Annotated in this window: 17 protein-coding genes; 10 read left to right on the plus strand and 7 right to left on the minus strand. The window is 62.3% G+C overall.

Translation table 11 applies throughout. The features are described 5' to 3' along the window. Positions 1-20: 20 nt before the first annotated feature. Entirely contained in the window at positions 21-671 is a 651-nt protein-coding gene (locus AB5Y99_RS02625) for a chromophore lyase CpcT/CpeT (protein WP_368208625.1), read from the plus strand. Between the two features lie 100 nt (positions 672-771). Here AB5Y99_RS02625 and rpmE read toward each other — a convergent pair whose 3' ends face one another. Beyond that, entirely contained in the window at positions 772-987 is a 216-nt protein-coding gene (gene rpmE, locus AB5Y99_RS02630) for a 50S ribosomal protein L31 (protein WP_005340673.1), read from the minus strand. A gap of 147 nt (positions 988-1,134) precedes the next feature. Between rpmE and priA the strand changes: the two genes are divergently transcribed. Then, positions 1,135-3,342 (plus strand): primosomal protein N', encoded by a 2,208-nt coding sequence (priA, locus tag AB5Y99_RS02635; RefSeq protein WP_368208626.1) that lies wholly within the window; start codon positions 1,135-1,137, stop codon positions 3,340-3,342. Positions 3,343-3,404: 62 nt separating this feature from the next. Here the strand turns inward: priA and AB5Y99_RS02640 are convergent, their stop codons facing one another. Next, positions 3,405-4,496 (minus strand): hypothetical protein, encoded by a 1,092-nt coding sequence (locus tag AB5Y99_RS02640; protein ID WP_368208627.1) that lies wholly within the window; start codon positions 4,494-4,496, stop codon positions 3,405-3,407. A gap of 286 nt (positions 4,497-4,782) precedes the next feature. On the opposite strand from AB5Y99_RS02640, the gene AB5Y99_RS02645 reads away from it, so the two are divergent. The 5 genes from AB5Y99_RS02645 to dtd all read left to right on the plus strand — a co-directional run bounded on the left by AB5Y99_RS02645 (position 4,783) and on the right by dtd (position 10,686). Then, positions 4,783-6,216 carry a DUF2867 domain-containing protein gene (locus AB5Y99_RS02645; protein ID WP_368208628.1) on the plus strand — a complete coding sequence of 478 codons (1,434 nt, stop codon included), beginning with the start codon at positions 4,783-4,785 and terminating at the stop codon, positions 6,214-6,216. A gap of 168 nt (positions 6,217-6,384) precedes the next feature. Then, positions 6,385-7,611: an aromatic amino acid transporter gene (locus AB5Y99_RS02650; protein WP_100652317.1), complete on the plus strand. Its 1,227-nt coding sequence runs from the start codon at positions 6,385-6,387 to the stop codon at positions 7,609-7,611. A gap of 254 nt (positions 7,612-7,865) precedes the next feature. After that, positions 7,866-9,107, plus strand: coding sequence for a malic enzyme-like NAD(P)-binding protein (locus AB5Y99_RS02655; RefSeq protein WP_368208629.1), 1,242 nt, complete (start codon positions 7,866-7,868; stop codon positions 9,105-9,107). A gap of 176 nt (positions 9,108-9,283) precedes the next feature. Beyond that, the gene (locus AB5Y99_RS02660; RefSeq protein ID WP_005340664.1) at positions 9,284-10,156 is read left to right on the plus strand and encodes a virulence factor BrkB family protein; all 873 of its coding nucleotides are present in this window, start codon (positions 9,284-9,286) and stop codon (positions 10,154-10,156) included. Between the two features lie 92 nt (positions 10,157-10,248). Then, positions 10,249-10,686 (plus strand): D-aminoacyl-tRNA deacylase, encoded by a 438-nt coding sequence (gene dtd / locus AB5Y99_RS02665; RefSeq protein ID WP_368208630.1) that lies wholly within the window; start codon positions 10,249-10,251, stop codon positions 10,684-10,686. On the opposite strand, the gene AB5Y99_RS02670 is transcribed toward dtd, so the two are convergent. Further along, the gene (locus tag AB5Y99_RS02670) at positions 10,675-11,355 is read right to left on the minus strand and encodes a spermidine synthase (protein WP_368208647.1); all 681 of its coding nucleotides are present in this window, start codon (positions 11,353-11,355) and stop codon (positions 10,675-10,677) included. The genes dtd and AB5Y99_RS02670 overlap by 12 nt on opposite strands. Positions 11,356-11,524: 169 nt before the next feature. Between AB5Y99_RS02670 and AB5Y99_RS02675 the strand changes: the two genes are divergently transcribed. Then, positions 11,525-12,433, plus strand: a complete 909-nt coding sequence (locus AB5Y99_RS02675; RefSeq protein WP_368208631.1) for a YiiD C-terminal domain-containing protein — start codon at positions 11,525-11,527, stop codon at positions 12,431-12,433. A 54-nt stretch (positions 12,434-12,487) separates the two neighbouring features. Here AB5Y99_RS02675 and AB5Y99_RS02680 read toward each other — a convergent pair whose 3' ends face one another. The 4 genes from AB5Y99_RS02680 to gntU form a co-directional block, all read right to left on the minus strand. Beyond that, positions 12,488-14,605 carry an AsmA family protein gene (locus AB5Y99_RS02680; RefSeq protein WP_368208633.1) on the minus strand — a complete coding sequence of 706 codons (2,118 nt, stop codon included), beginning with the start codon at positions 14,603-14,605 and terminating at the stop codon, positions 12,488-12,490. A 143-nt stretch (positions 14,606-14,748) separates the two neighbouring features. After that, complete coding sequence (recG, locus tag AB5Y99_RS02685) at positions 14,749-16,818, minus strand: ATP-dependent DNA helicase RecG (RefSeq protein ID WP_162516203.1); 2,070 nt, start codon at positions 16,816-16,818, stop codon at positions 14,749-14,751. A 190-nt stretch (positions 16,819-17,008) separates the two neighbouring features. Beyond that, complete coding sequence (pssA, locus tag AB5Y99_RS02690) at positions 17,009-18,358, minus strand: CDP-diacylglycerol--serine O-phosphatidyltransferase (RefSeq protein ID WP_075116216.1); 1,350 nt, start codon at positions 18,356-18,358, stop codon at positions 17,009-17,011. A gap of 150 nt (positions 18,359-18,508) precedes the next feature. After that, on the minus strand, positions 18,509-19,849 hold the full coding sequence (gene gntU / locus AB5Y99_RS02695) for a gluconate transporter (protein ID WP_005355418.1): 1,341 nt from the start codon (positions 19,847-19,849) through the stop codon (positions 18,509-18,511). A 245-nt stretch (positions 19,850-20,094) separates the two neighbouring features. On the opposite strand from gntU, the gene AB5Y99_RS02700 reads away from it, so the two are divergent. Both AB5Y99_RS02700 and edd read left to right on the plus strand, forming a co-directional pair. Continuing rightward, on the plus strand, positions 20,095-20,604 hold the full coding sequence (locus tag AB5Y99_RS02700) for a gluconokinase (RefSeq protein WP_005340649.1): 510 nt from the start codon (positions 20,095-20,097) through the stop codon (positions 20,602-20,604). Beyond that, entirely contained in the window at positions 20,601-22,397 is a 1,797-nt protein-coding gene (gene edd / locus AB5Y99_RS02705; protein WP_021230776.1) for a phosphogluconate dehydratase, read from the plus strand. Before AB5Y99_RS02700 ends, edd begins: the two co-directional genes overlap by 4 nt. Positions 22,398-22,399 lie beyond the last annotated feature (2 nt).

Below are 22,399 nucleotides of genomic sequence, written 5' to 3' on the forward strand. Positions count from 1 at the left end.
TGATGATTCGGAAGGATTCGATGGCAAAGTTGCTGGTGGCCGCATTCGGGCTGCTCTGTTCCTGTCTGGTGTTGGCAGGGCCGGCGCCTCAGGCTACCCCACTCAAGCTCGGTATGGAGCCGCTACTCAGCTGGTTCAACGGGGCCTTTACGAGCCGGGAGCAGGCCAGTTACGACAGCCGCTTTACCAGTGCCGAGCTGCGCCTGATGGAGATCTGGCCCGGCTATCAGGGCTATCGCTGGGTCTATGCCGAGCAGTATCTGAGCATGCGTTCCATCCGCCCCTTTCGCCAGCGTATTTATCGCTTCTCACCCGCCCCTGACGGGCGGATCCTGATGGCAGAGCTGACCATGCCCCGTGCCACCGATTTTGCCGGTGCCTGGCATGATCCCGCCCTGCTCGACAGCCTGACCCCGCAGCAGCTCTCCTTGCGCCACGGTTGCGAGATCTGGCTGACCCGCACCCCCTCCGGCGAATATGCCGGTCATACCCGGGTGGGCCACTGCTCCACCGATTTTGGTGGTGCCACGACGCTGGTGCAGCATATCTGGATTGGCCCCGACAGCGTCAGATTGCTGGATCGCGCCTATGACAACGCAGGGAGCCCGCGCTGGGGCAGCCCGGGTGAGGGGTATGTCTATTTGCGTCGTTCCAAAGGGTTTGGCCAGTAGGGGCGAGTGCATCTGGCTGCGGGAACATGAAGGATGAAAAACAGGGATCGTAAAAAAGGCGCCCGATGGGCGCCTTTTTCAGAATTCTTCAGAAGTAAAATTACTTCTTGGTGGTCATCGCACCGAAACGCTTGTTGAACTTGTCTACGCGGCCGCCGCTAGAAACTTCTTTCTGCTTGCCGGTGTAGAACGGGTGGCACTCGGAGCACACGTCCAGGTTCAGATCTTTACCGATGGTAGAGAAAGTGTTGATGACGTTACCGCAAGAGCACTTGGCGGTGATGGCTACGTAGTCAGGATGGATACCAGCTTTCATGGACAACCTCAATTAATAGGCCGTGTCGCCATCCGATCTCTTGTCGGACACCACACGATTGTTGAACACAGTTTCAAAGGCTGCGAATAATATAGGAAATGCCTGAGATCAGGCAAGTGGCTTCGCAGAAAAAATAGGCAACCCCTGGTGAATTCTTCCCAAACGCTGGATCTGGTTCGTGTCGCTGTCCCGGTACCGTTACGCCGTCACTTCGACTATCTCTCTCCCCTGCCGTTACCTGCCCCCGGTTGCCGGGTCGAGATCCCTTTCGGTCCCCAGACCCTGGTCGGGCTGGTGGTGGATCATCCGGCTGACAGCCAGGTGCCCCGCAACAAGCTCAAGCCCATCAAACGGGTATTGGACACGGCACCAGTGCTAGGGCCGGATATTCTGGCGCTGATGAACTGGAGCGCCAGCTACTACCAGCATCCGCTGGGTGAGGTGCTGCCCCACGCCCTGCCGGTGCTGGTGCGCAAGGGGGAGCCTGCCGCTTATCGTGAACTGGAGTTCTGGTTTGCCACCGAGGCGGGCATGGCCATCGACCTCAACGAGCTCAAGCGGGCGGCCAAGCAGCAGCAAGCGCTCGCCTTGCTGCGCAAGGGGCCGCAGACCCCCTCCGCTCTCAAGCAGGAGGAGATCCAGAGCGCAGCTCTCACCGCGCTGGAGAAGAAGGGGCTGCTGGAGAAGCGTTCGCTGGAGCCGAGCCATGATGGCGATTGGGCTGCCCGCTTCGAGCCGGGGGAGGGGCTGCGCCTCAATGGCGAACAGGCGTTGGCCGTCTCTGCCGTTACCAGCCAGAGCGACAAGTTCGGCGCCTTTCTGCTGGATGGCATCACCGGCTCCGGCAAAACCGAGGTGTATTTAAGCATCCTCGAGCCGTTGCTCAAGGCGGGCAAGCAGGCGCTGGTGATGGTGCCGGAGATCGGTCTCACCCCGCAGACCATCAACCGCTTCCGCCGCCGCTTCAACGTGCCGGTGGTAGCGATGAACTCCGCCATGAACGATCGGGAACGGCTCGACGCCTGGCTCGCCTGCCGCGACGGCGGCGCCGCCATCCTGATCGGCACTCGCTCCGCCGTCTTCACCCCGTTTAACAACCTCGGCATCATCATCATCGACGAAGAGCACGACGGCTCTTTCAAGCAGCAGGACGGTTTTCGCTACCACGCGCGGGATCTGGCGGTGATGCGGGCTCATCGTGCCGGTATCCCCATCCTGCTTGGCTCGGCCACCCCGTCGCTGGAGACGCTGCACAACGCCCGCACCGGCAAGTATCACCATCTCACCCTGACTCGCCGTGCCGGTAACGCCCAGACCGCCCGTCAGGTGATCCTGGATATCAAGAACGTGCGGCTGCAGGCCGGGCTCTCCCCCCAGCTGGAGCAGCTGATGGCAGAGCATCTGGCGGCGGGCAATCAGGTGATGCTGTTTCTCAACCGCCGTGGCTATGCCCCGGCTCTGATCTGCCACCAGTGCGGCTGGAGCGCCGCTTGCGAGCGTTGCGATGCCTGGTACACCTGGCATCAGGCCGGACGACGGCTGCACTGTCACCACTGTGACAGCGTGCGCCCGTTGCCACACCACTGCCCCGAGTGTGGCAGCAACGAGCTGATCGGATCGGGAGTGGGCACCGAACAGCTGGAACAGCTGCTTACCACAGTGTTCCCGCAATATCCGGTAGTGCGCATCGATCGGGACAACACCCGCCGCAAGGGGGAGCTGGAGACCCATCTCGGCGACATCAAGGCGGGCAAGTACAAGATCCTGATCGGCACCCAGATGCTGGCCAAGGGCCACCACTTCCCAGATGTGACCTTGGTGGGGCTGCTGGATGTGGATGGCGCCCTGTTCAGCGCCGATTTTCGCACGGCCGAGAAACTAGCCCAGCTCTACACCCAGGTGGCGGGCCGTGCCGGTCGTGCCAGCAAGCCCGGGTTGGTGGTGCTGCAGAGCCACCATCCCGAGCATGCCCTGCTGCAGGATCTGACCCAGAACGGTTACGGCCACTTCGCCGATACGGCGTTGAAAGAGCGCCGCCTGCTGGGGTTGCCGCCCTTCAGCTATCAGGGGCTGTTCCGCGCCGAGGCCAATGGCCGCGACGAAGTTCAGCAGTTCCTCGCCCGCCTCGCCGATACTCTGCGCAGCGCCCGCTATCCCCACGTTCAGGTGCTGGGGCCCATCAGCGGCTTTATGGAGCGCAAGGCGGGCAAGTTTCGCATGCAGTTGCTGGTGCAGGGGCCGAATCGGGCACCGCTGGCCCAGTTGCTGGACTGGGCGGTGAAGGAGCTGGAAAGCTGGCCCGAGACCAAAAAGGTGCGCTGGAGTCTGGATATCGACCCCACCGAGCTGAGTTGATGGAGCGGAATTGGTCGCTGGCAGTTATCGTCAGCGACCGATGGGTGATTTCATTTCAAGGCTCAGACCCGCAGATCGATCTGCTGCACCCACCCCCCCTTGCCCTGTTCGGTGAGATAGAGGCCGGATTGGCGCATCACCCCCTGATTGCCGCTCTCCCCCAGATGGTTGAAGGGGGTGTCGAGGGGGCGCAGCAGGATGGCGCCGATCCCCAGTTCGACCAGCGCGATAGGTGCGTGCTCCGGATGCCAGAACTGCAGGGCTGAAAACTGGCTATCCCCCTCATCCAGCACCCCGTTGCCATCCTCATCCAGGGTGGCCAACTCGCCGAAGCCATTGCCGGAGCGAGCACCAAACAGCTCGCCCCCATCGTCTATGGTGCCGTTGCCATTGCGATCCAGCGCCACAAAGCCGCTGCCTTCCCGCAGACCCGGCAGGCTATCCTCCTTGCCATCCTGATCGATATCGAAAGTGACCCGTGCCTCGGTCAGATCGGCAATCTTGCCATCCAGACTGAGCACCAGCGGGTCTTTCAGGGCATTGAGGGTGGTGCGCCGCTGGCTCACCTCCAGCTGGCGCCAGTCGAGCACAAAGCCGAGATCGAGCTGAATAGTCTGACCATCCCGAGTCGCTACGCTGGCCGATGCCACCACGTTGAGCTGCTCCTGTTGCAGCAGGGTGTCTGTCACCTCCACCAGTTGATCCGGCTCGGCGGCCTGAGCTGCGGCTTCTCCTTGGCTCACCCCTTCGCCCCCCTCTTCGGTGGGCTTGATCGGCTTGGGCAGCTCGATTTCGTGGCCCAGCATCGCCTCAATCATCAGCTTGATCAGTCGCTGGCGGTTATCCAGCCCATCATCGGGAATACCATCCTGCTCTTTGCCGACGTCCGCTGCGGGCGGGGCGGGAGGTGTTGCTGCTGGCTGGCTGGTGGCCGATTGCCTCGCGGTTTGCAGCGTCAGGGCGCTGGTGAGGGCCAGGGTGCTGCTGCGTTCGCCGGCCACTGCCGCGTTGTTGCCTTCCGGTGGATTGACGACGGGTGGCACTGGCCCGAGGTTGTGCACCTTGCGGCTCTGGGCCTGTTGTTGCCGGTATTGCACCTCCCCCTGGAGGTCGTAGTGATCGATGCGCATATGATCGCCCTCGGCGCTATACATCTGGTCAGTTATCGACCACTTAATGCACAGGGCTTAACACCAAATCGGACTAATCAGGGAGGTGGTTAGTACTAGGTTGCAAGGTGGCGGCGTGGCAGGATGGCAAGAGACTGGATGGTGGCGCTGTAGCTGAACATTTTCAGGTAGCGCGGCGCACTCTGGCTGACAAGCGGCATCGGTAAGGATAGGGAGAATTACATGGGAAATTGTCTGGTGATGGACGTGGCGGGCTATGGTGGATTCCTGTCTGGCGCCCCTTGCATCAATGATGCTGAGGGCTGCACTCATGCGTAATTGTCTGGTGATGGGAGCGGCAGGCTATATCGGTTCCTATCTGGTGCCTCACCTGCAAACGCTGGGCTACAGGGTGATTGCCGGGGCGCGCCGTCCCTGCCGCTTGCCTGAGGGAGTCGAGTTTCGCCTCGCCGATAGCCTCAAGCCGATCACCCTGCTGCCTGCGCTGGCGGGCATAGATACCGTCTTCTATCTGGTGCATGCCATGGGGGCGGGGGCCGATTTTCACCGGCTGGAGCAGCAGGGGGTGAAGAACTTTGCTGCCGCCGCCCGTGCTGCCGGGGTGCGCCGCATCATCTATCTCGGGGCAATCCAGCCCGAGCAGTGCAACAGTCGCCATCTCAACTCCCGCCGCCATTGCGGCGAGCTGTTTCGTGACTCCGGTGTGCCGACGGTGGAGTTGCGCGCCGGCATCATCATCGGGCCCGGTTCGGCGGCGTTCGAGGTGATGCGGGATCTGGTGTTCAACCTGCCGATGATGGTGACGCCCAAATGGGTGCGCTCGCGCACGCCGCCGATTGCGCTGTCCAACTTGCTGCACTATCTGGGCGGGCTGGTAGAGGCCGACGAGGTGGATGGTCGCATCTTCAATGCGGTCGGCCCAGAGCTCCTCAGCTATCAGCAGCAGTTGCAGAAGTTCGCCGCCCATATCGGCAAGCGCTGCCCCATCATTCCCATCCCGTTTCTGAGCCCGCGCCTCTCTGCCTGGTGGCTGCAGTTTGTCACCTCTGTGCCGCAGCCGGTGGCCAAGGCGCTGGTGGGCGGTCTCAAGCACGATATCCCGGCCGATGACGGCCCGCTACGTGCCCTGCTGCCGCAAACCCTGCTCAGCTTCGACGAGGCGCTGGCGGAGAGTCTGGCGCTGGAGCAGAAGCTGGGTGCCGAACAGCAGGGGCAGGAGACGCCGCTCGGCCTGCGCTGGCGCCATCCCGAATATGGCTTCTACGACCGTACCGCCAGCGGCGAGGCCATCTGCCTCGCCTCCCCCGAGGTGGTGTGGCAGGTGTTGCAGCAGTTGGGGGGGGAGCAGCGCTACTTCTACATGAACCAGCTGTGGGTGGTGCGCGAATGGATGGATCACCTGATCGGCGGCCCGGCCCGCACCCGTGGCCGCACCAATCCGGATCGTTTCGTGAAGGGAGATATGCTCGACTCCTGGCAGATCCTCGGGGTGGATGAGGGGCGCAGGCTCGATCTCTTGTTCAACATGAAGGCCCCGGGCGTCGGGCGGCTGGAGTTCAACATCCTGCCGGAGGAGTCCGGGTTGACCCGCATCCGGGTCACCGCTCACTGGCACCCGCAGGGCGCCTGGGGGTTGGCCTACTGGCTCGCCATGCTGCCGTTCCACCTCTTTATTTTTCAGGGGATGACCGAAGCCATCGCCCGTCAGGTCGAAGCGAGGGCAGGTATCCCGGTGATGGATTAACCATCTTCACACCATTCCCGCTGATAGAGTGCCCCGTTCGGGGCATTTTTTATGCGGCGACCATGCCCGGTAATGGCAGATAGTGGTAGGCGTCTCATGGCAAAGGCTGGCATCATGCCGCGGTCTTGTTTACCGCGGATAGATAATCAGTCAGAAAAAGAAGGGATTATGAAGAAAAAACCGTCAATTTTGGGGGGCGCCTGCATCATTGCCAGCGTCTGCGTGGGGGCCGGCATGCTCGGTCTGCCGAGTTCGGGGGCGGGGGCCTGGACCCTCTGGTCGGTGCTGGCGCTGACCGTCACCATGGTGATGATGACCCTCTCCGGCTGGATGCTGCTGGAATCCTTCCAGCACCACGACATGCGGGTCTCCTTCAATACCGTGACTCGCGAGCTGCTGGGGGAGAAGCTCAATCTCCTCAACAACCTCTCGGTCTACTTTGTTGGCGGCATTCTGCTCTACGCCTATATCACCTCCTCCGGTGCCATCCTGCAGGGCATTCTGGGGATCGACAGCAAGCTCGCGTCCGTGTTGTTCGTGGCGCTCTTCTCTGCGGTGGTGTGGCACTCGACCCGCGCCGTTGACCGCATCTCTGTGGTGCTGATCGCCTTCATGATCCTCAGTTTCGCCCTCGGTGTGGCCGGGCTGCTCGGCAGTATCAAGCTGCCGACCCTGCTCGATCTGGCGGGCAGCGAGAGTCGCTACGCCCCCTATGCCATGGCGATGCTGCCGGTGGCGCTCACCTCGTTCGGCTATCACCACTCTGTGGCCTCTCTGCGTGCCTACTACCAGAACGAGCAGCAGGCCAGATGGGCCATTCTGGGGGGAACCCTGATCGCGCTGGCGCTCTACGTGCTCTGGCTGCTGGGGATCTTCGGCAACCTGCCCCGTCAGGATTTTGCCCCCGTGATTGCCAAGGGGGGGGACGTGAGTGTGCTGCTCTCCGCGCTTTCAGGGGTGATCGAATCGGAGAAGGTGGCCAGCGCCATCAACGGCTTCTCCATGGCGGCCATTCTCTCCTCCTTTATCGGGGTGGGGCTCGGGGTGTTCGACTATCTGGCTGATCTGTTCAAGTTCGACAACAGCCGCGCCGGTCGCTGCAAGACCTGGGCGGTCACCTTCCTGCCGCCGCTGCTGCTCTCCCTGCTCTTCCCGTTCGGTTTCCTGCTGGCCATCGGTTATGCCGGTGCCGCCGCCACCATCTGGACCTGCATCATTCCGGCACTGCTGGTGCTGCGCACCCGGGCGCGGGCCGAGCGGGGCGAAGTGACACCCCACTTCGTTACCCCTGGTGGCAAGCTGATGGCCTGGTTGCTGATCCTGTTCGGATTGGCGACCGCGCTGTTCCACTTCCTGTCGATGGCAAATCTGTTGCCGGTCTATCTGGGCAACTGAGTCAGGTCTACAGCACTGACAGAAAGGGCGGCAAGGCCAACTTGCCGCCCTTTTTGCTCCATTTTTACCCCACATGGCAGGATCTATAACTAAAGTGGTAGTTGTTGGTGGGGTAAGTTGCTGAAATAACTGGTCTGATCTGGCTGATGGCAGCATGATCTGCTGGGCATGCCCACCGCTTTCTTTTATGATCCCCGCCCTTCTGCGTGCCCCCTGCCGGCACCTCATTTGCACCAACCACATCGGGGTCCCCCATGTCCGATCTGCGTCAAGAAGCACTCGATTACCACGCCCAGCCCGTACCGGGCAAAATTGCCATCGCCCTGACCAAGCCAGCCGAAACCGCCCGCGATCTGGCGCTGGCCTACAGCCCGGGTGTCGCCGAGCCGGTACGCGAGATCGCTGCCAACCCGGCCGATGCCTACCGCTATACCGGCAAAGGCAATCTGGTGGCCGTCATCTCCAACGGCACCGCCATTCTGGGGCTGGGCAATCTGGGGCCGCTGGCCTCCAAGCCGGTGATGGAGGGCAAGGCCCTGCTGTTCAAGCGCTTCGCCGGCATCGATGCTATCGACATCGAGGTGAAGCACGAGACCAGCCAGCAGTTCATCGACACGGTGGCGGCTATCGCCGATACCTTCGGCGGCATCAATCTGGAAGATATCAAGGCACCGGAGTGTTTCGAGATCGAGCAGGCGCTGATCGAGCGCTGCGATATTCCGGTGTTCCATGATGACCAGCACGGTACCGCTATCGTCACCGCCGCCGGGCTGCTCAATGCGCTGGAGATCCAGGGCAAGCTCATCAGCGATAGCCGCATCGTCTGCATGGGGGCGGGGGCTGCCGCCACCGCCTGCATGGACCTGCTGATCAAGTGTGGTGCCAGGGCGCACAACATCTTCATGCTGGATCGTCAGGGTGTTATCCACTCCGGCCGCAGCGATCTCAATAAGTACAAGCAGCGCTTCGCCAACGAGACCCCGCTGCGTACCCTGATGGATGTCATCGAAGGAGCTGATGTGTTTGTCGGTGTTTCAGGCCCCGACGTGTTGCCCGCCGAAGCGGTCGCACTGATGGCGCCCAACCCGGTGATCTTCGCCTGCTCCAACCCGGACCCGGAGATCAAGCCTGCGCTGGCCCACGCCGTACGCAGCGACCTCATCATGGGTACCGGCCGCTCCGACTACCCGAACCAGATCAATAACGTGCTCTGCTTCCCCTTCATCTTCCGCGGAGCCCTCGACGCCCGTGCCAGCCGCATCAACGATGCCATGAAGATTGCTGCGGTCGAAGCGATCCGCGCGCTGGCCAAGGAGCTGGTGCCAGCCGAGGTGCTGACCGCCGCCGGGGTGAGCGAGCTTGCCTTCGGCAAGGATTACGTCATTCCCAAGCCGATGGATGCCCGTCTGCTGCCGCGCGTAGCCCGCGCCGTGGCGCTGGCGGCGGTGGCCTCCGGCGTCGCCCGCATCGAGCTACCTGCGGACTACATGCTGTAATCCAGCGTTGCAAACGGCCCCATAGCGGGGCCGTTTTTATCTCTGCTTCTGGCGACAGTCGGAGGCGTAACCCGGGTAACAGGTTGGGGCATATGGAGGCAAATCGGGTTCAAAGGTGGTCAAACAGCGCTCTCCTCTGACACAATATTGCCACTATGACGCTAACGAGAATCAAGATGCAGCAGCCTGTCAGCGGCCGTTTGGCCCACGCCCTCTCCTTCTTGCGCCATGATGGTCGCCACTTTGCCCAGTTTGTCTGGGGCCGTTTCCAGCAGGACAGATTGACGGTTACCGCCGGTTATCTGGCCTATGTCACCCTGCTTTCACTGGTGCCGATGATCGCCGTGGTCTTTGGCATGATGTCCGCCTTCCCGGTGTTCCAGAGCCTCAAGCAGGCGATGGAGCAGTTCGTCTACCACAACTTCGTGCCGACCGCGGGCGATATGCTCAAGGAGTACATCGACGGCTTCGTCGCCAATGCCACCAACACCACTGCTGTGGGGATTGGGGCGCTGGTGGTGGTGGCGTTGATGCTGATCTCCGCCATCGACAAGAACCTCAACTACATCTGGCGCTCGACCCAGGGCCGCCCGCTGGCGCAGGCCTTTGCCATGTACTGGATGATCCTGACCCTGGGGCCTGTGCTTATCGGGGCCAGTATCGCCATCTCCTCCTATATCTTCTCGCTGCGGCTGTTTGGCGCCGAGAGCCTGTTCGGCATCGGTTATCTGCTGTTGCGCGGTTTGCCGTTCCTCTTCTCGGTGCTCACCTTCCTGCTGGTCTATACCGTGGTGCCGAACTGCAAGGTGCGGCTGATCCACGCCTTTATCGGTGCGCTGGTAGCGGCGACCCTGTTCGAGCTGGCCAAGCGCGGCTTTGCCATCTATATCACCAACTTCCCCTCCTATCAGGCCATCTACGGTGCGCTGGCCACCATCCCGATTCTGTTTGTCTGGGTCTATTTAAGTTGGCTGGTGGTGCTGCTCGGTGCGGAGACCACAGCCTGCCTCGGTGAGTACGAGAAGCCGGCGAGCGAGGAGCTTGGCTAAGCCATCGCCTTGGCCACCGGTTTATTGGTAGCATCGACGACCGCCCCTGCAATCGAGCCGGGGCGGTCGTTCTGTTTTGAGAGGAGAGGGATGTGATTGCACTGATTCAGCGGGTCAGCGAGGCCAGCGTGACTGTTGAGGGGGAGGTGACCGGCGCCATCGGTCAGGGATTGCTGGTACTGCTCGGAGTAGAGCAGGGGGATGACGAGGCCAAGGCCGACAAACTGCTGCACAAGGTGAGCGGCTATCGGGTCTTCAGTGACGAGAATGGCAAGATGAACCTCAATGTCGGTCAGGTCGGCGGCAGCCTGCTGGTGGTCTCCCAGTTTACCCTGGCGGCCGATACCAAGAGCGGGATGCGCCCGAGCTTCTCCTGCGGTGCCCACCCGAGCGAGGCCGAACGCCTCTATGACTACTTCGTGGCGAAGGCTGCTGCCAGCGGCATCCCGACCGAAACCGGGCGTTTTGCCGCCGACATGAAGGTGGCGCTGGTCAACGACGGCCCGGTTACCTTCTGGCTACAGGTCTGAGGATGTCTCGTCCCGCGGTGTGACGTGGACGATCACGTTGATAAGCCCCGCAACCGGATAGGGGGTTGCGGGGCCAATCCACTGTTCGATCAGCGTCAGGGCGTGGGTTAGCTCAAGCGCGGTGCGCGGCAGCAGGTTGATGACCAGAGTGCCGCTGAGGCGGGGAGCCAGCGCCCGGTAGAGCCGCTCCTGAAACAGCAGCAGCGGGTTGCCATCCTGACTGAAGAGATCGAGCAGGATGAGGTCGTACTGCTGCTCGCTCTGCTCGAGAAAGGCGAGGGCATCGGCCTGATGGAGTGTCGGAACGGCTTGCCCATCGTGCGCCTGATGCTGGAAAAACTGCTGATAAACGGTCAGCACCTCTTCGTCGAGGTCAACGCACTCGTGGCGAGCATCGGGCCAGCGCTGACTCAGATGGCGGGTGAGATCGCCGCCACCCAGCCCCAGTTCGAGGATTTGCTCAGCCCGCTCCGGTAGCAGGCAGGCGATGACCCGCTGATGGGGCAGACAGAGGGTCGCGGGGTCGGCGAGCGACATGGCGGATTGCACCACGCCATCTATCTCCAGCCAGCGGTGCTGGTCATTTTCCTGTACCGTGAGGCGGCGCTGGGGTTTGACGCTGAGGTGCAACAAGTGATCGGCTTGGTACGCTTGCAGATTGAAGTCCATGAATTTGCACGGCAAGATGGTTTCCGACCAGTGTAACTCAAGGATCGATCTATGTACCGGGTGGTCCCCCCCAAACGGCAGCCGAGCCGGGTACTTACTGCAAGCTGCGCTGGAAACGTCTGTGTAAGCCCTTCCATCTGCCAGTCGGCGCAAACTCAAGGATGAAACTATGTATCGGGTAGTCACCCCTCAGACAGCCGCCGAGCTGGATGCCTACTACCAGTTGCGCTGGGAGCTACTGCGTAAGCCCTTCAATCTGCCCGTCGGTTCCGAGCGGGACGAATACGATACGGTTGCCATTCACCGGCTGATGCTGGCACCCGATGGCACTCCCATCGCGGTGGGGCGCCTCTTTATCGGCGGTGACGAGGCGCAGATCCGCTTTATGGCGCTGCGTCCGGAATATCGCGGTCAGGGGCTGGGCGCCAAAATGGTGGAGGATCTCGAGCAGCTGGCACGCAGCGAGAAGGTGAAACGGCTGGTGATGAACGCCCGTCAGGAGGCGGTGGAGTTCTATCGCAAGTGCGGCTTTCTCGAAGTGGGGGGCGGCCCTGTCTCATTTGGTCGGATTCCCCATCGCCAGATGATCAAATCCCTTAGCCCGTTGCAGACTATCCAGTACCGGCCGGAGTGGTGTCAGGATCTCACCACCCGCTGGTCACGTGGGGTGCCCATCAGCGAGAAGATGGGGATGCACATCAGCCACTACGACGGCCAGACCTTCCATCTCAAGGCCAATCTGGCGGCCAATTTCAACGTGCATGGCAGCATGTTCGCCGGCAGTGTCTACAGCCAGTGCGTGCTGGCGGGCTGGGGGCTGATCTGGCTGCAGCTTAAAGAGGAGGGGCTGGTGGGCGAGCCGGTGCTGGCCGAGAGCACCATCAAATATCATGGCCCTGTTGATGAGGAGCCGGAGGCACGAGTGGCCCGCGAGGGTATGCCCGCCGTGCTGCAGCCGCTCAAACGGGGGGAGCCTGCCACCTTCAGCCTCAAGATCCAGCTGTTCAGCGGCGGCAAGCTGGCGGCGGAGTTCTGTGGTCACTACGTGGTGCAGCCGCCCCGCCGTCCGGGCCAGTAACCGCGTCGTTTCCCCATCAAACAACAAGGCCTCATCATGAGGCCTTGTCTGTTTTTACCCTTGTTGGCTGTCGCTTGTCTGCCCGGCTTGGGTCTGCACTTGGGCTTGGTTTTGGGCTTTCGGTGCGGGAGCCGGTCGCCAGAGTGGGGCGCTGTTGCCTTGCGGCGGATAGCGTACTCCCACTTCCCAGCCGCAGGCGTCCTGCTTTTGCGGGAAGCTCCAGGCCAGCGTGGGGGCAGTCAGCGGCCCGCGCCACTGGCCGAGCAGCTCGGCGCAGCGGTTGCCGTTGAGGATCCCCAGATCGAGCTGCCACTGCTCGTTGACCAGATCGATCCCCCCTTGCAGCGCCAGCAGATGGGTGATGGTGGAGGCGCCAGCCTGCTCGACTTGTAGTTGCCCCTTGTCGATCTTGCCCTGCAGCTTGATGCGGTAGAAGGGGGTGTCACCCTCCTGCATCGCCTGCCACAGCTGATCCGGCGTCAGGGTGGGCGGGGTCGCCCCCTTGAACCACTGATCCAGCAGCGGATCTATCTTTACCTTGTCCCAGAACGGCTCGTCGGCATCGAGGGCAAAGCTGCCCTGCAGGGTCTGGCGCCACTCGCCTGCCGTTTTGCCATGTTCGGCTTGCAGATCGGCGCTCACGTCCGCTTTGCCAGCGAACGAGACAGGGGAGTGGAATATCTTGCCCCACTGTTGCAGATCCAGCTTGGTCGCCTGCAGTTGGAGGCGGCTGCTCTGGCCCGGTTCGCGGCCCCACTGGCCGCTCATGCTGAGGCTGCCCTCATCCGGCAGCGAGCTGGTGAGTTTGCCCAGTTGCCAGGAGCTGGGGGTCAGCTCCCCATCCAGCTCGCCGTTGCGGGCGCTGAGGCCATCCCATACCAGCTCGAACCACTTGCTCTCGATACGAGCACGGCCGAGCAGCGGGCCGGGTTGGTTATTGCGCAGGGCGAGATCACTCAGATAGAGCTGCCAGCCGGTCAGCGACAGAGGGATGGAATCGTCGAAGGAGAGCACCTTGAGCTTGTCGAACGCCAGCTTGCGGATATCGACCTGCTGCGGGCGCCAGCTCTGCCAATCCTGCCACCAACCCTGCGGCAGGCTGATATCCATGCCGCTTAGCGCCAGGTCTTTCAGGGTCAGCTTCTGCTGCTGGGTATCGAGGGAGAGCTCGACATTGAACTCCCCTTCATAGGCCTTGCCCTGCAGTTCGCCGTCGATCTGCTGGGGCGAGAAGGCGAGCTTGCCCTTGATCTCCTCCAGCTGGAACAGGCCGCGCCCCATGTCGCCCAGGGTGCCGCTCAGATAGCCGGTGGGCTGGCTGTCCGCCTGCCAGTTGAAGGCGGTGAGCTGGCCGCTGAAGTTGTTGAAGGAGAGTTCCTTATTGATGTCGTTGAGGCTGACGCCGTCCAGCTGGCCGCGATCCAGCGACACGCTTTGCAACGGGAAGCGCTGCGGGAAGCCTTGTTGTGTCAGATCACCCAGCTCCACCCGCATGCCGCGTGCCTTGAGGTCATGCAGTTGCAGGGTGCGGGCGGGCCAGTCCAGCACCATGCCGGTCTCCAGCAGACCGTCGAACAGGTTGGTCACCAGCTTGTCGGTGCGCAGCACTTCTCCTTCCAGCCGTCCTTGCAGGTTGAGACGGGCGAAGGTGAACTGCGGAGTCTCCAGCTGGCCGATATTGAGGCTCAGGTTGGCCTGTGGCTGCCGTTTCGGGTCGATCAGCTCCCAGTCGCTCAGGGTGGCATTGAGACCGCGCAGGGTCAGCTCGCTGCTCTCCAGACTGAGGCGATCGATAGTGCTGTTGTTGATGGTGAGGGAGTGCACCGGCAGGTTCGGCAACTGGTTGGGCAGTGGCAGCTTGATGGCGGGACGAATGAGATCGAGATGGGCTATGCGCACGTCGCGGCTCAGCCAGTCGATGCTCTCGATCTCCAGATAGATCTTGTCGAGGGAGACGGCATCGCCGTAACGTACCTGCTCAGCCAGCAGGGTGTAGGGGTGGAGCGGGTTGAACACCAGTCGCCCTATGGTGACCGGCACACCGGTCTGCTGGCTGATCCAGCTGGCGATGGGGCCTTTGGCGCGCTCGGCGTCGAACAGGCCGAGGGCAACCCAGACAAACAGCAGCAGGAAGGCGAAGGTGTAGAGCAGGCCGCGTAGCCAGGAATTCATGGTTGCTTTCCTCCTGTTTTGGGATGTGTTGTCAGGCGTTTGAGTAGTGGTCTCGCAGACCGAGCCAGCGCCGTATCAAGGGTTCGACATGACTCGGGTGCCTATCCATAAGGACATGTGCCTATCTTCTGCATCTACCTCGATCAGGCATTGGAATAGTGATCCCGCAAGCCGAGCCAACGCCGTATCAAGGGTTCGACATGGCTCGGATGCCTATCCATAAGGAAGCGCGCCATTTTTTGCACCTGTGGAATAAGCGGCTGATCCCGCACCAGATCGGCGATCTTGAGGTCGGCCAGACCGGTCTGGCGAGTGCCGAGCAGTTCCCCCGGGCCGCGCAGTTCCAGATCGCGCTGGGCGATCAGGAAGCCGTCGTTGGTCTCCCGCAGCACCCCGAGTCGGCTCTGGGCCGTCTTGGACAAGGGGGCATGATAGAGCAGCACGCAGTGAGAGGCCACCGCACCCCGGCCAACCCGGCCGCGCAGCTGGTGCAACTGCGCCAGCCCGAGCCGTTCCGGATTCTCGATGATCATCAGGCTGGCGTTGGGCACGTCCACCCCCACCTCGATGACGGTGGTGGCGACCAGCAGTTGCAGTATGCCCGCCTTGAACTCCTCCATCACCCGCTGTTTCTCCACCGGCCGCATCCGACCGTGCACCAGCCCGATGTGCAGGCCGGGCAGCAGGTTCTGCAGCTCGGCGGCGGTATCCTCGGCGGCCTGACACTCCAGCACCTCCGACTCCTCGATCAGGGTGCAGACCCAGTAGGCCTGCTTGCCCTCGGTGCAGGCGAGCTTGACCCGCTCGATCACGTCGCCGCGACGGCTGTCGGGCAGCGCGACTGTGGTGATGGGGGTGCGGCCCGGCGGCAGTTCGTCGATGACCGAGGTATCGAGGTCGGCATAGGCGGTCATCGCCAGGGTGCGGGGGATGGGGGTGGCGGTCATGATGAGCTGATGGGGATGCACCCCTTCCCGCTCCCCTTTCTCACGCAGGGCAAGGCGCTGATGCACCCCGAATCTGTGCTGTTCATCGATGATGACCAAGGCGAGGCGCTGGAACACCACCTGCTCCTGAAAGATGGCGTGGGTGCCCACCACCATCTTGACGCTGCCATCGGCGATGGCGGCCAGCGACTCTTCCCGCGCCTTGCCTTTCTGTTTGCCCGCCAGCCAGCCGACTCCGATGCCGAGCGGCTCCAGCCACTTGGCGAAGTTGATGGCGTGCTGTTCCGCCAGCAGCTCGGTCGGCGCCATCAGCCCCACCTGACAACCATTGCCGATAGCCTGCAGGGCGGCCAGCGCCGCGACCAGGGTCTTGCCGGAGCCCACATCCCCCTGCACCAGCCGCATCATGGGGTGGCTCTGTTGCAGATCCTTACTTATCTCCGCTACTACCCTGCTCTGGGCGCCGGTGGGCTTGAACGGCAGGGCGCCGAGCAGTTGTTCAACCAGCGCGGGCGCCGGTTTGAGGGCGCGGGCCAGCTGGGTTTGCGCCTGAGCGCGCACCTTGAGTACCGAGAGGTTGTGCGCCAGCAGCTCCTCCAGTACCAGTCGCTGCTGGGCCGGATGTTGGCCGCTTTCCAGCAGCGGCAGCGCCACCGAGGGGGGCGGGCGGTGCAGCAATTTCAGGGCGGCGGCCAGCTCAATCTGGTGGGGATAGAGGCCGGCGGGCAGCAGCTCCTCGACGCCATAGAGGTCGAGCTGGGCCAGTGCCTGATCGGTGAGGTTGCGCAGGGTGAGCTGGCGCAGCCCTTCGGTAGTCGGGTAGACGGGGGTGAGCGCCTCTTCGGTCTGACCGGCTTGTTCCTCGCCGAGCAACTTGTACTCGGGGTGGGCCATCTCCAGCCCGTATTTGCCGGGGCGCACCTCGCCAAAGCAGCGGATCAGACGGCCCGCCGCCAGACTGTTTTTCTGGGCGGCGGTGAAGTTGAAGAAGCGCAAGGTGAGGGTGCCGGTGCCATCGCTGATGCGACAGACCATCATGCGGCGGCGCCCCATCACCAGCTGAGTGTCCTGGATCTCCCCCTCGACGGCGCCGTGCAGGCCGGGCGGCAGATCGCCGATGGGCCACACCTGGGTGCGGTCCTCGTAGCGCAGGGGAAGGTGGAACAGCAGATCCTGTACCGTGGCCAGCCCCAGCCGCTCGAGCTTCTCCAGCATCTTGCTGCCGACACCCTTGAGGCTATCGAGAGGAATTTTATCCAATTTCATCAATTAGATGCCCGAAAACACTGTAAATATGTCCAGATGATAGGGGTTGTTGAGGGGCCGATGCAAGCCGAGTTGCTGCTGGCAGGGCCGTCAAGGCGGGGGAAACGGCGGATATAACAAAGGCCTGCCGAAAACGGGAGGCCTTTGTGCGGCTGCCAACAGGCAAGGTGTGGGCGCATGGCGCCCAAGGTCAGATGATGCGTTTTAGCAGCAGGTGGGCCTTGACCCTGTGGATCCGTCCCAGCAGCTTGCGCACCTGTTCCGGGTAGTCCTGGATCTGTTCCACCTGATCGAAGTGGCTGATCCGCTTGGTGTTGGTCAGGATGTTCTCCCGCTCCGCGTTGAACTGGGGACGCAGCAGGTGGCGACGATCGTGTACCAGCAGGCCATTCTCCAGATCCAGCGCCCAGGCGCGGGGGTTGAGGTTGTTGCCGGTGAGCAGGGCCCACTCGTCATCCACAAAGATCCCCTTGAGATGGTAGGAGTTGCGCTCGCAACACCAGAGCATCAGGTTGAGGCGACCGTCGTCGATGTGGCGCTGGTTGCGCTCGGCAAACTTGCGCAGGTTGGTCTCGTAGAGATAGGGCAGGCCACCGATGGTGGAGAACTTCTCTTCCGGCGGAATGAAGAAGTCGTTGGCGGTCTTGTCGCCCACTACGATGGTGACTTTGCAACCACGCTGCAGCAGATCCTCGATATCCTTGCTCAACTCCTTGGGGGGGTTGAAGTAAGGGGTGCAGATGAAGATCTCCCGCTCGGTGGCACGCACCAGATTGCGGATCATCAGGTTGAGCTGATTGTTGCGCTTGCCCAGACCCACCATGGGGGTGACGGCCACCTCCTGGGTGTTGACCGGCATGGTGCTGAAGCGGTACTGGCTCTGGCGCAGGTTCTGCTTGAAGCGGCGGATCGGCCCCTTCAGCTGTTTGGCGCTGGGGATGTCGCTGTGATCCAGTCGCTGCACCGCGTCGCTCTTCACGAACAGGTCATCCACATAGTTGACCATGCTGCGGGCCAGCTCCGGGCTGGTGATCTGGTGATAGCGATCGAAGCGGTAGCGATCCTGCTGATGCAGGTAGATGTCGTTGAGGCTGGCGCCGGAGTAGAGCACCACATCATCAAAGATGAAGCCCTTGAGGTGGAGCACACCGAGCAGCTCGCGCCCTTTGACCGGCACGCCGTAGATTTCGATCTGGTGGTCGTGTTCGGCAGCCATGGCCTGATACATCAGGTGGTTGCCGCCCTGTTTGCCCTTGCCGATCAGGCCTCGCTGGGCACGGTGAAAGTCGACGAATAGCTTGATGTCGAGGGCCGGATTGCGCTGCTTGGCGGCGTAGAGGGCGGAGAGGATCTCCCGGCCTGCTTCGTCATCCTGCAGATAGAGCGCGACCAGATAGATGCGCCGGGTGGCACTGGCGATAAGCGCAAGAATGCGGCGTTTGAAATCCTGGGCGCTGTAGAGCACTTCAAACTGATCCGCTGCGACGGCGATCTGGGGCAGGCGCGCCAGCAGTTGTCGATAATGGGCCGATGAATGCATAGATAAACCTGAAATCACGGGGTTAAGCGTTCCACTCGGAGCGATGAATAGGCGATTCTAGCAATCTCGCCCTCTCAGCCAAAGAAAGAATCATCAGAAAGATGAAAAAGGCCTCACGAGTGAGGCCTTTTTGTCAGCATTTCCCCCTTGTCAGAGGAAGCTGTAGATGATCATCGCCATCACGCCGCCGGTGGTGCCGATGATGGTCTCCATCACGGTCCAGGTCTGCAGGGTCTGCTTCTCGGTGAGGCCGAGGTAGCGGTTGGCCAGCCAGAAACCGGAGTCATTGACGTGAGAGAGCACGATGGCACCGCCGCCGATGGCGATGGTGACGGCCGCCAGCTGGGCACCGTTCAGGCCGAGGGGTTCCAGCATCGGCAGCACCAGACCGCAGGCGGTCAGCATGGCGACGGTGGCAGAACCCTGAATCACCCGTACTGCAGCGGCCAGAATGAAGGCCAGCGCGACAATGGGCAGACCAGAGTCGGCCAGCATGTTGCCAAGGGCGGCACCCACGCCGGAATCAACCAGCACCTGCTTGAAGACGCCACCGGCACCGGTCACCAGAATGATGACACCGGCCGGCTGGATGGCGCTGTTGCAGACGCTCATCACCTCGTCACGGGACATGCCACGGCGAATACCCAGCAGGTAGAAGGCGGCCAGACAGGCGACCATGATGGCGGTGAAGGGGTGGCCGATGAACTCCAGCCAGTTGTGCAGGGTGGAGCCTGCCTCGACGAAGCGACCGACGATGGTCTTGAGGCCGATCAGCAGCAGTGGCAGACCGATGAGGCCCATGGCCAGCCCGAAGGAGGGCAGGGATTTGCTGTCATCGTGTACGCTGTTCTGGGCATCGGCAGGCAGCGGCACATCGACGATCTTGCTGATGAAGTCACCGAACAGCGGGCCAGCCAGGATCAGCGCCGGTACGGCGGCGATCAGGCCGAACAGGATCATGTAGCCGAAGTCGGCACCCAGCTGGGATGCCACCAGGATCGGGCCTGGCGCCGGGATAAGGAAGGCTTGACAGGTGGCGATACCGGCCAGCAGAGCGATACCGATCTTCACCACGCTGCCGCCGCCACGACGGACGATGGCGAAGGCGACGCCGATCAGCAGCACCACGGCCACATCAAAGAAGAGCGGCAGGGCGCAGACAAAGCCGGTCAGGGCCATTGCCCAGTTGGCGCGCTTGACGCCGAACTTGCCGAGCAGGGTGTGAGCCACCCGGTCGAGAGCACCGGTCACTTCCATCACCTTGCCGAACATGGCGCCCAGCGCCACCACTACCGCGACGAAACCGAGGGTGCCGCCCATCCCTTTCTGGATGGTGTTGGCGATGTCGGCCGGGTTCATGCCAGCGGCGAGACCCGCCACCATGGAGACCAGGATCAGGGCTACCACGGCGTGGAGCCGGGCCTTCATCACCAGGAAGAGCAGCAGCACAATCGAGCCGGCGGCTGTCATGATCAGGGAGAGGTCAGACATTGTTATGCGTTCCTTTTTCCAAGTTCAGTCGTGACACCTTGCCGATCCGTCGGCAAACCATATCTTTATGATTTATTTAGATTTATGGCAAGGGCTCAACATCATATGCCCAGGTGACTATGGGTTTGCTCAGTCTGTGGCAGACTTCACATTTTCAATCGTTACCGGTAACATGTTACCGGTAACGTGTTAGATTAGAACCCATCAACAGCTGGTTTTTTGAAAATTGGGACAGAGGTCAAATTATGGCGGGTAAGTGCATTATCGTGATGGGTGTGTGTGGTAGCGGCAAATCCAGCGTGGGTCTGAAAGTGGCCGAAGCGCTGGGCGCCAAGTTCATCGATGGTGATGACCTGCACCCCAAGGCCAACATCCAGAAGATGGCTGGCGGCAACCCCCTCAACGATGAGGATCGTGCCCCCTGGCTGGAGCGGATCCGCGACGCCGCCTACAGTCTCGAGCAGAAGAACGAGACCGGCATCATTGTCTGTTCCGCCCTCAAAAAGAAGTACCGCGACCAGATCCGCGAAGGCAACGAGTCGGTCAGCTTCATCTTCCTCGATGGCAGCCAGCCGCTGATCCTCGAGCGGATGCGTGCCCGCAAGGGCCATTTCATGCGTGAAAGCATGGTACAAAGTCAGTTCGATACTCTGGAGCGCCCGGATGGCGAAGCCGGTGTATTCCACATTGATATAGACGGCACCTTCGAACAGGTGGTTGACCGCGCCGTCACAGCATTGGAGCAAGCCCAATGATTCATCAGGTAATTTCCGACGTCACCGCCCGCATCCGCGAGCGCAGTGTCGCCCGTCGTCAGGCATTTCTGGCCCGCATCCAGCGTCAGGCAGAGCAGGGCAAGACCCGCGCCGCGCTGGCCTGCGGCAACCTGGCCCACGCCGTGGCCGCCTGCAGCAGTGACGAGAAGGGTCGCATTCTCGATATGACCCGCGCCAACGTCGGCATCGTCACCGCCTACAACGACATGCTGAGCGCCCATCAGCCCTATCAGGGCTATCCGGATCAGATCAAGGCGGTGCTGGCCGAGCTGGGCCACAGCGCCCAGGTCGCCGGCGGCGTGCCCGCCATGTGCGACGGCGTGACTCAGGGTCAACCGGGGATGGACATGTCCCTCTTCTCCCGCGACCTGATCGCCCAGGCGACCGCGCTCTCTCTTTCTCACAACACCTTCGATGCGACCCTGCTGCTCGGCATCTGCGACAAGATCGCTCCGGGCCAGATCATGGGGGCCCTCTCCCACGCTCACCTGCCGACTGCATTTGTTCCTGCTGGCCCCATGGCGAGCGGCATCAGCAATGACGAGAAGGTGAAGGTGCGTCAGAAGTATGCCGCCGGTGAAGTGGGTCGCGATGCCCTGCTGGAGATGGAGTGCGGCGCCTACCACGCGGCAGGCACCTGCACCTTCTACGGCACCGCCAACACCAACCAGCTGGTGTTCGAGGCCATGGGCCTGATGCTGCCGGGCTCCGCCTTTGTGCACCCGCATAGCGAGCTGCGCCGCGCCCTGACCGCCGAAGCGGCACGTCGTATCAGCGCCATGATCCCGGGTTCCCCGGCCTATCGCCCGTTGAGCGAGGTGCTGGATGAGCGCTCGCTGGTCAACGGTCTGGTGGCCCTGCTCGCCTCCGGCGGCAGCACCAACCACAGCATCCACATGGTGGCACTGGCCCGCGCGGCCGGTCTGGTACTGACCTGGGATGACATCAGCGATCTCTCCGACGTGGTGCCGCTGCTGGTTCGCATGTACCCGAACGGCCCGGCTGACGTCAACGCCTTCGAACAGGCGGGCGGCGTGCCCGGCCTGATGCGCCGTCTGGCGCAAGAGGGGCTGATCCACATGGATGCTACTCCGGTCTTTGGCGAGATGCAGGATTACCTCAGCCGTCCGGCACTGGTCGATGGCCAGCTGGTATGGCAGCCGGTGGGCGAGAGCGGCGACGCGAGCGTGTTGTCGCCTTCCGGTAGCGTGTTCCAGGCCACCGGCGGCACTAAGCTGCTGGCGGGCAATCTGGGCCGCGCCGTGGTCAAGGTCTCCGCCGTGGCTCCCGAGTATCGGGTGATTGAAGCACCAGCGCGGGTCTTCTCCTCCCAGCATGCGGTGGAAGCGGCCTACAAGGCGGGCGATCTCAATCAGGATGCCGTGATCGTGGTGCGCCACAATGGCCCGGCCGCCAACGGCATGCCGGAGCTGCACAAGCTGATGCCGGTGCTCGGCAACCTGCAGAAGGCGGGTTACAAGGTGGCGCTGGTCACCGATGGCCGTCTCTCCGGTGCCTCCGGCAAGATCCCGGCCGCCATCCACGTCACCCCGGAAGCGCTGCACGGCGGGGCCATCGGCCTGCTTGCAGACGGTGACCTGCTGCGGGTTGATGCGGTAAATGGCAGCCTCGACTGCCTGACCGATTTGAGTGGCCGTACCCAGGCCGAGATTGACCTCACTCTGGAACAAGAGGGGTGGGGTCGTGAACTGTTCAGCGTGATGCGTCGCGCGGTATCGAGCGCCGAGTGTGGCGCCACCATCTTTGACTAAGG

Origin of the sequence: Aeromonas sp. R4-2 (assembly GCF_040908295.1) — a bacterium.
Taxonomy (GTDB): domain Bacteria; phylum Pseudomonadota; class Gammaproteobacteria; order Enterobacterales; family Aeromonadaceae; genus Aeromonas; species Aeromonas veronii.